The organism is Leptospira mayottensis 200901116 (genome assembly GCF_000306675.2).
GTDB classification, from domain to species: domain Bacteria; phylum Spirochaetota; class Leptospiria; order Leptospirales; family Leptospiraceae; genus Leptospira; species Leptospira mayottensis.
Map to the genome: position 1 here is coordinate 1,311,272 of NZ_CP024871.1, position 8,729 is coordinate 1,320,000.

Annotated in this window: 7 protein-coding genes and 1 pseudogene (1 of these 8 cut by a window edge); 7 read left to right on the forward strand and 1 reads right to left on the reverse strand. The window is 41.5% G+C overall.

The window, feature by feature from the left end:
• Positions 1 to 9 precede the first annotated feature (9 nt).
• Positions 10 to 156: pseudogene (locus LEP1GSC190_RS21280) on the forward strand (LIC_12337 family protein); the annotation flags it as partial.
• A gap of 280 nt (positions 157 to 436) precedes the next feature.
• Here LEP1GSC190_RS21280 and LEP1GSC190_RS05825 read toward each other — a convergent pair.
• Complete coding sequence (locus LEP1GSC190_RS05825) at positions 437 to 1,765, reverse strand: sterol desaturase family protein (protein ID WP_036034981.1); 1,329 nt, start codon at positions 1,763 to 1,765, stop codon at positions 437 to 439.
• 575 nt (positions 1,766 to 2,340) lie between these two features.
• On the opposite strand from LEP1GSC190_RS05825, the gene LEP1GSC190_RS05830 reads away from it, so the two are divergent.
• From LEP1GSC190_RS05830 to glyA, 6 genes are all read left to right on the forward strand, one after another.
• Positions 2,341 to 3,402, forward strand: a complete 1,062-nt coding sequence (locus LEP1GSC190_RS05830; RefSeq protein ID WP_002760652.1) for a saccharopine dehydrogenase family protein — start codon at positions 2,341 to 2,343, stop codon at positions 3,400 to 3,402.
• 153 nt (positions 3,403 to 3,555) lie between these two features.
• The gene (locus tag LEP1GSC190_RS05835) at positions 3,556 to 4,152 is read left to right on the forward strand and encodes a hypothetical protein (protein ID WP_002760844.1); all 597 of its coding nucleotides are present in this window, start codon (positions 3,556 to 3,558) and stop codon (positions 4,150 to 4,152) included.
• Positions 4,128 to 5,753: a TolC family protein gene (locus LEP1GSC190_RS05840; protein WP_002760666.1), complete on the forward strand. Its 1,626-nt coding sequence runs from the start codon at positions 4,128 to 4,130 to the stop codon at positions 5,751 to 5,753. Before LEP1GSC190_RS05835 ends, LEP1GSC190_RS05840 begins: the two co-directional genes overlap by 25 nt.
• 13 nt (positions 5,754 to 5,766) lie before the next feature.
• On the forward strand, positions 5,767 to 6,951 hold the full coding sequence (locus tag LEP1GSC190_RS05845) for an efflux RND transporter periplasmic adaptor subunit (protein ID WP_173380556.1): 1,185 nt from the start codon (positions 5,767 to 5,769) through the stop codon (positions 6,949 to 6,951).
• A 48-nt stretch (positions 6,952 to 6,999) separates the two neighbouring features.
• Positions 7,000 to 7,977: a lipoate--protein ligase family protein gene (locus LEP1GSC190_RS05850; protein WP_004280808.1), complete on the forward strand. Its 978-nt coding sequence runs from the start codon at positions 7,000 to 7,002 to the stop codon at positions 7,975 to 7,977.
• 37 nt (positions 7,978 to 8,014) lie between these two features.
• Positions 8,015 to 8,729, forward strand: the 5' portion of a protein-coding gene (gene glyA / locus LEP1GSC190_RS05855) for a serine hydroxymethyltransferase (RefSeq protein ID WP_002760821.1). It continues 533 nt past the right edge of the window; only the first 715 of its 1,248 coding nucleotides appear in the window; its start codon is at positions 8,015 to 8,017; its stop codon lies off the right edge, out of view.

Sequence of the window (8,729 nt, forward strand, 5' to 3'; positions counted from 1 at the left end):
ACTTATCCTTATCAACCGAGGATTCTCGGTAATTCGGCTTCCTATACGAATTTTTTTGAACTTCGTTCTTCTCCCGACATTTCAGTTTTCTTCGACCATAATCCGAGAGACGTTTTCGCAGATGGAGCTGTTCTTGTGTATCAACTGACTGAGATAGGAATTGAACAACGAAAGACTGTTTAAAAGCCCATGGACTTAACTGATGTGGCGTAATTTGTTGGAACTCCGGCGTTTTTATTATGAACGTATAAAATGATTGGAACCGATTTAGTTTAGGGTCTTTGGATGGACTTTCAATCAAAAGACAGAGGCTTTGTCTCGCTCCTCTGTCTTCCTAACAACGACTTGAGTGGATTTATAAATGTTCCAATCGATGAAGAAACATATTCTGTTCGCTATCCGATAGGATTTTCAAATATAAGTCAGTGAGTTTTTATTAAGCCGTCCTTCTGAGAATTTCCTGAACCGGATTGATTTCCTGAATAGAAGCAAAGAAATTTCTATAGTTCAAAAACCACATTGTGGAAATTACTCCTAGAACAAGAGTACCTAATGTGATATTCATTTCTTCTGAAAGCGCGTAAGCGCCCGCGACTAGAATTGCCATACGGATAGGTTCCGTAAAAAGAGCCCAGCGTTTTCTTTCCAGAATTCCGCCTATCGCCAGTAAAGAAACCAAGGTAATCAGACTAATGACTCCTATGTTAAACCAAGAAAGAGATCCTATCTTGACGAGCATTCCGAACGCCAATGCTACGGAAATAATAAACCATACAAGAGAATACAAACTTAATCCTTTAGGAAGATCAATATCATATTTATGGAATGAATTTGAGTAGACTTCGGGAATCGGGTACTGACCACCGAACTCCTCCGGTCTCCAGCCGGGAAGGGCGAAAAAAACCTTAATCTTATCCGACCAACGAGTGCAACTCCAAGCCAGCTCGAACATTTCCCACCAGTAGTGAAGATTCGCCCAAATTGGGTTGAAACTACGAAGAGGTTTAACGGTTCCGTAAACCGGTTCTTCCGATTCTGGTTCAAAGGTTCCAAACCATTTGTCGAAAACGATCAGAGTACCCCCGTGATTTTTATCGATATATTTCGGATTGATTCCGTGGTGAACTCTATGATGAGAAGGAGTGTTGAAAATCGCCTCGAACCAACGAGGAAGTTTATCGATCGCTTTTGTGTGAATCCAGAATTGATAGATCAAATTGAGTTGTCCGTTTAGAATTGTCACGATAGGAGAAAAACCGATGAGTGCTAAAGGAAGATAAAACACCCAGGTAAAAAGTCCGTGAAGGCTGGCCTGTCTTAAAGCGACTGTAAGATTATATTCTTCACTTTGATGGTGCACAACGTGTCCCGCCCAAAGAAAATTAACTTCGTGACTCAGACGGTGAGCCCAATAATAGGCTAAGTCGTAACCGATAAAACAAAGGATCCAAACTGTTACGACAACGATCCAAGCCCAAGTCGGAGAACTAAGCCCTAACATACTTGCGGGAACGATGGAAAGAGCTTCACTTGGCCAAGAAGGAAGGTTGAAGATTCTAAAATTTTGATAAATATAAATATAAGCGGCTAAAGTAATTGTTTTCGAAAAAACTCCCACAACCTGGCTCGCGGTTCCAGTTGAGAGATCGTTGATCGAATCGTTCAGTCGATAGAGTTTTCGCTTGTGATACGCGGAAAATCCAATTTCCAGAAAGATCAATAAAAAGAAAAATGGAATTGCGATCGTGACAAGATTGATTTCCATAACGCCTCTAATAAGTTCTTCTTTAAGATTGTTCCTCAACGCTTTCTCGGTCAATTCAAAAACACCCACTAAGTATGAGCATTTTTTCGTCACAACCGTTATGGTAAATCGAACCATCCTAAATTGGGATGTCGTGTAATAAATCCGATGGAACTTCTTTTGTATTGGGAAAGAAATTGAAAAGAATGAGTTTGAAAAGTACATATTGACACTTCAATCTTTTCTAAAACTAGGGCCAATTGGTTGATTTGAAAACTTTTTCGTAAATTCCATGTTAGCCGTTTTCCACAGATGATGTAATTGAAATGAGGGGCGAAAGCGCTTGAGTGATGATATGTGATTCTAGTGTTTTTGCATAGCCCTAGATCCGTTGTCGGATATAGGGTCGAAAACTGGGGAAGAGTGTCCTCGACGAATTTTGGTCGAAATCTATCTGATTTGAAATGATGAGTAAGAAGTGAAATTAAGTCGGACCGTTTCAAAGTCAGTTCTTGGAATGGATTCTTGGATCGTAACTTGTGAAAATTTCCGTCAAAACTTGACGAATTCTTCCGATTGAGAAAAATCTGGCCTTTATGGCGGCTAAGAAAAAGAACTGGCTTTTATATGGAGCAAACGGTTACAGCGGAGAATTGATCGCAAGAAGGGCTGTTGAAAGGGGACAAAAACCTATCCTTGCAGGAAGGTCTGAATCGAAGATTCGTCCACTTGCAGAAGAACTAGGTCTCCCATTCAGGATTTTTTCTTTGGAGAATCCGGAAGAAGTTCAGGCCCAAATCTTGGATTGTTTTTTGGTTTTGCATTGTGCCGGTCCTTTTATAGAAACTGCACTTCCAATGGCGGAAGTTTGTATCGAATCCGGGGTCCACTATCTGGACATCACGGGAGAAATTTCCGTATATGAAACGCTTCATTCTCTATCTTCCAAAGCGCTTGCAAAAAAAGTAATGCTTCTTCCGGGAGTAGGCTTCGATGTCGTACCTACGGATTGTCTTGCCGTGATGCTCAAGGAAAAACTTCCCAAGGCACATTCTTTGGAACTCGGTTTTTCGGGTTTTACGGATATTTCCAGAGGAACCTTAAAAAGTATGCTTGCTCAACTTCCTCACGGAAGTAGGGTGAGAAGAAACGGAAAGATCGAAACAATTCCTCAATTGAGTTTGAAAAAGGTCGTGGAGATCAGTGGGAAATATGCGGAATTTTTTGCCATTCCCTGGGGAGATGTTTTTACTTCTTTTATTTCTACCGGAATTCCGAACATCACAGTGTATTCTTCTTTGCCTGAGTTTCAAACTAAGATTCTGAAACTGTTACAGCCTACGGCTTTATTATTAAAAAACTCTCTGATTCTTAAAGGAATGCAAAAACTCGTAGAACTGACCGTCCGAGGTCCCGGTGAAGAAAAAAGAAAAAAAGGGACGGTTCTTCTTTGGGGTGAGGCTTGGACCGAAGCGAATTCGAAAAAAGTTTCAATTCGAATGCGTTGTGCGGAAGTCTACGAGTTTACGGTCGAATCCGCATTAGCGGCCGTTGCCAAAGTGGGGAAAGGAAAATTCCAAGCGGGTTTTACGACTCCCGGTAAAGTATTTGGATCTAAATTCGTATTAGAAATTCCTGGTACTAAGATTTTACCTTAAATTTCGAAAGTGTTTGTTCTATTCGAAAGAAAATATCGATTCACTTCAGCGTTTTAGAGACGAACACAAATATTATTTCGTCACTATATTTCGACTTTCGGATTGATTTTCAGAGACTGGGCGCGTTTGCTGTTTGAGAACGTGAAAACCGCCATGAACTTTCTTTCCAAACGATCTTTGCCCCGAAAAATATGCGGGATATTTTTTTTCCTAGGTTTAACCCTTTCCTACGGTTTGATTTCGGGACAGGGAACCACTCAATCCGAAACGAACTTAAAAAAAATAGAAATTCGGGCTGGAAAGATCTTTCTTGCGGGTCACACAGGAGATCATAGTAAGGATACGGCTCAAATTTTACTTTTGATAAAAAACCTGGTGGAGGATACGGTAGGGAAAAATTTTTCAAAATTACCGGACCAAGTTTCTCCAAAAGACGGATTGCTTTTGGATCTGAAAGGAATTTGGACCCGAGAAGAGATTAAAAAGGAACTTTCCAAAAAAGGAAATTATTTCGAGACTTATTTTTTTGAGCGGGAACTCCTGAAAAAGCAAAAGAATTCTGAAAACGTAAGAACGGTTCGGGATTTGTTTTTACTTTCGGGAGGAATCGAGGTCGAGTTCTATTATGAAAGTATGACGGAATGCGAATTGAAACTTAAATTCAAAGATAATATACAACTGGAGAAGGAACTTATCAATCCATACTTTAAGAAAGTGCAGGGGAAATGGTATCTTCACAGAATGTTTTAAGAGCTCTAAAAGGAGAATCGTTTTTTAAAAACGAACCTTTCCGAAAGGTAAGAAATTTCCTGAAGCAGTATCGGGATCAAGTTGGGATTTGGGATCGTTTTAAGCTTCCGATTTTCTTTTTGGGGAAAACGGAAAGTCCAGGAATGCGCGGGTTCAAACCTGAAAAGTTCGTGAATACAATTTTTGTTTTCGGCTTTCTCGGATTTGTTTTCCCATTGTCTTGGATTTACCCGGAAATAATTCCTTTTGAATCTCATACCGTAACGGAAGAGAAAAAGTTTGAGGAAAAAAAATCTCAAATTTTTCAAGAAGAACAAACGCAACCGCCTAAAACGGAAGTTGAGTCGAATCAGGCAGCGTCTTTTTCCGGAAAGATCATAGACTGGGATGTGGAAAAACTGACGGAGTATGCGGTTTCCAACAATCCTCTTTACCTCGCGGAAAAACAAAATATGAGAATCGAAAGGGGAAAAGTGATCACAGCTTCTCTCTACAGAAATCCGATCATACAACTCCAACAGCAGTTCATCGGAGTCCCCGGAGGAGGAGGAGGATCATCCGGTCCACAAGTTCTCGGAGCCAATGGCTCTCAAGGAGGACATATGGAACTGGCGCCGGGGCTTTATCAGGATTTGGACGTATATGGAGTGGTTTCGCTTCGTTCCAAGGTGGCAAAAAAATCTTTTGAAGCGGTATTAGGAGAATTTGACAACTTTGATAGGCTTTTTCGGCTCAGACTCAGGCAGAACTACTGGGCTTATATCTTTCTTACAAATTTAGTAGATTATAATAAAGAATTTTATGAAAATTATAGTGATCTTCTGGAGCTTACGAAGTTTCGAGTTGAAAAGGGGGACATCTCTCCTCTCGAATACGAAAGACTTGAGTTGGAAAGAATTCAGGTCGAAAAATTCTACCGCGACGCGCTTGTTCGTAGACAGCTCGTGGAAAAAGAACTTCGAATCCTTTCTGGAATTCGGGAAGCGGAAGGAATCTTTGCGTTTAAGACGGAAATGAGATTTAAATCCTTGGAAGACTTGGGACTCAAGCTCAGAGATACCGCAATTACCACAGTTAACCGTCCCGATATCGCTGCACTCGAAGAAAGAGTCAAAGAGAAAAAGCTTAACATTGATCTCCAGAGAAGAGAAGCTCTCGGTTATGTACAAGTCGGGGGAGAATGGAGAATCAAAGGCAATGAACACTATGCAGGTGTTTTTGCGACTATTCCTCTTCCTTTAAACGATAGAGGTCAGGGTAAGGTTCTTTCCGCAAAAGAAGAACACAGGAAGTTCGAACTTGCACTTGAGGCAAAAAAAAGGGAAGTTGACGAAGAGATCGAGGCTTCCAAGAAGGAACTTCTTGCGAGAGAGGATCTTCTTGCAAAGTACGAAAGAATTAATCTGTTACAAAAGAACAAACAGCTGGAACAAAAATCCAGGATAGCGTATGTCCGCGGCGCGTCCGATCAAGTAACCTTTCTCCAAGCTGAGAAAAATTATCTTACGGTTCTCAGAGATTATTACGAAGTGTTGTATCTCTATTACAACGCGGTCGAAATATATAAAGCGGCGGTTGGAAAAAAAACGGAGAGGGAATAATCCTATCTCGGAGATTCGTATGATCATAAGACGATACAAGATCATTCTCGTCCTTATTGCGGCTTTAAGCGCTGGATATTTCGGATACAAAAAATTCTTCTTTAAAAAATCGGAAGAGAAAAAGCAAACTGTCGTTGATAAAAACAGATTTACCGTATCCGAAGAAATATTAAAAAGACATCCCTTGACGTTTGTCGCTCTGAAAGAGATTTCAGCGGTCGACGAGATCGCTCTTCCCGGAAGGATTTCCTACGATCCCGAAAGTATGGCAAGAGCTGGTTCGACGGTCGAAGGTAGAATCAAAAAGGTTCTCGTAAGAGAAGGGGATCGTGTAAGTCAGGGTTCTCCGCTTGCAATTCTTTCTTCTGTGGTGCTCGGAGAAGTAGAGGCTTCTTACGTGAAAGCGAGGGCTAGTCTTGAAGCGTTAAAGTTACAAGCCGATCGTGCGAAAGAACTTTTCGATATGAAGGTAACTTCCGCGAAAGATTACGAATTTGCGAATATGCAATACAAAACGGCAAAAATCGAAGTGGAGACAACTCGGATCAAACTTGAAAACTACGGACTTACTCCTGCGGAAATTGCGGGGATTGAAAGAGGAATTTACGTTTCTTCCAATCTCGTTTTGAGAAGTTCGATCAACGGAGAGGTTACCGAAAGAAAAGCAGTTCAAGGTCAACAGGTCACAAGAAACGAAGATTTGTTCACCATCGCCAACCTTACCAATTTGATGGTTCTTTTGGAAGTGTATGAAAAAGATTTAGGCACGATTTCCGAAGGAGCAGAGGCGCATATCTATCCTCTGGGAGATAAGGAATCTCCCGGTATCCGCGGCGAAGTTGCATACGTAGGAACCGTTTTAGACAACGTCAAAAGAACCGCGAAATTGAGAATCATGGTTTCTAACCGAAATGGAAAATTAAAACCGGGCCAATCCGTAACTGCAAAGGTAAAGGGAATTGTTGCCGATACGGGAGCGGAACCTAGACGCACTGTTCCCCTGGAAGCTGTTCATGAAATCGAAGGAAAGTCCATCGTGTTTCTTCAGAACGATGACGGAAGTTTTGAAGCCGTAGAAGTGATCACGGGAGATACCGTGGGAGACGAGGTTGTTATCAAAGTTGGTCTTAAAGAAGAGGGAGCACGGATCGTTTCGAAAGGATCCTTTATTCTCAAAAGTGAATATTTGAAACTGTAAGAGTTCAAAAAATTTGGAATTAAATCCGAACTTTTGTCCTCATATCTTATGCGTACATTTGCATTCCTACAAGACTCAAAGAGATCCGCCGCTTACAATCTTGCCATTGAAGAAGCGATCGGACTCCATTTCGTATCGTCCGGTTACGGAGCGGGACTTAGAATTTGGAGAAATTCGTTTTCCATCGTGCTTGGGCTTTCGGAACGGGCGGAAGATACGGTTTTACCGGAAGTATTGCGGAATTTTATGGAATCGGGCGAAAAAGAGAAAAGTGCGGTTTTGCCGGAAATTTTGAACTTAGTTTTGGAATCCGAAAAGAACCGAACAAATTTAACCGCGTCAGGGAGTCAAAATTTGATTTCGAAAAGCCCGAAAGAAATTTCCGGAATAAACGGTTCGGATTCTATTCGGGGTTTCAAATATAGGAAACGTTTCGACAAGGAGTTTCCCACAATCGTTCGAAGAGTGAGCGGAGGAGGGACGGTCGTTCATCATCCCGAGGAGAATCTGAATTTTACTTTTTTTGTTTCCTTGGATGTAAAACCTGAGCTCTACAAAGTAAAGGAATCCTACGGCTATTTTTTAAATTTGGTGATAAGCGCGTTAAAGCGACAAACGTTAAGCGCTTCTTGTCGTGGAAAATCGGATCTTGCTATTTTGGAACAAGGTCTGGAAAAAAAAATTTCCGGAAACGCTCAGTTTCGAAAAAGAAATGCGGTTATACACCACGGTACCTTGATCTTAAAACCTTCTCTTATCGAAAGGGTTTCCGGGCTGCTCAAACATCCTCCCGAGGAACCCGAATACAGAAAGAATCGAAAACATTCCGATTTTGTGACATCTCTTCCGAGCGATTTTTCTTCCCTAAAATTTGGTCAGGATCTTTCTCATGTATTTGCCGAATCTTTGGGTCTTTTCAGAATGGGCTCAGAGAAGGATCTCCGATTTACAAAAGCGGTCTTTGGAGAGGCGAAACGGCTTTTGGAAAATAAATATTCTAGGATGGATTTCATCCTAAGAAACTAAATCGGACTTACTCGTAATCATCAAAAAGAAGGGCCAGATGCAGTTTCTTCCGAAAGCGGATCCAGAGATATTCGCAGCATTAAAAAAAGAGGACGAAAGACAGGAAAATAACCTGGAAATGATCGCCTCCGAAAATTTTGTTTCCAGAGCCGTTTTAGAGGCTTATACTTCCACGCTCACAAACAAATACGCCGAAGGTTATCCGGGAAAAAGATACTACAACGGTTGTCACAATGCGGACATCGTGGAGAATCTCGCCATTGAAAGAGCAAAAAAACTTTTCGGTGTGCAATACGCTAATGTTCAACCTCATTCCGGTGCTCAGGCAAACATGGCGGTTTTTCTTGCTTGTTTGGAACCCGGAGATTCTTTTTTAGGAATGAATCTTGCGCACGGCGGACATTTGACCCACGGTTCTCCCGTCAACGTAAGCGGCAGAATTTATAAACCGATTCCTTACGGAGTCGATTCAAAAACCGAAACAATCGACTATGATGAGATCGCGAAACTTGCGAGGGAACACAAACCGAAGTTGATTGTTGCGGGTGCTTCCGCTTACGCAAGAACTATAGACTTCTCTAAGTTTGCTGAAATTGCGAAGGAAGTAGGGGCGAAACTGATGGCGGACATTGCTCATATTTCCGGTCTTGTTTCCACGGGCTATCATCCTTCTCCGGTTGGACTTTTCGATTTTGTGACTACTACCACTCATAAAACGTTGAGAGGACCGAGGGGTGGATTAATTTTATCTA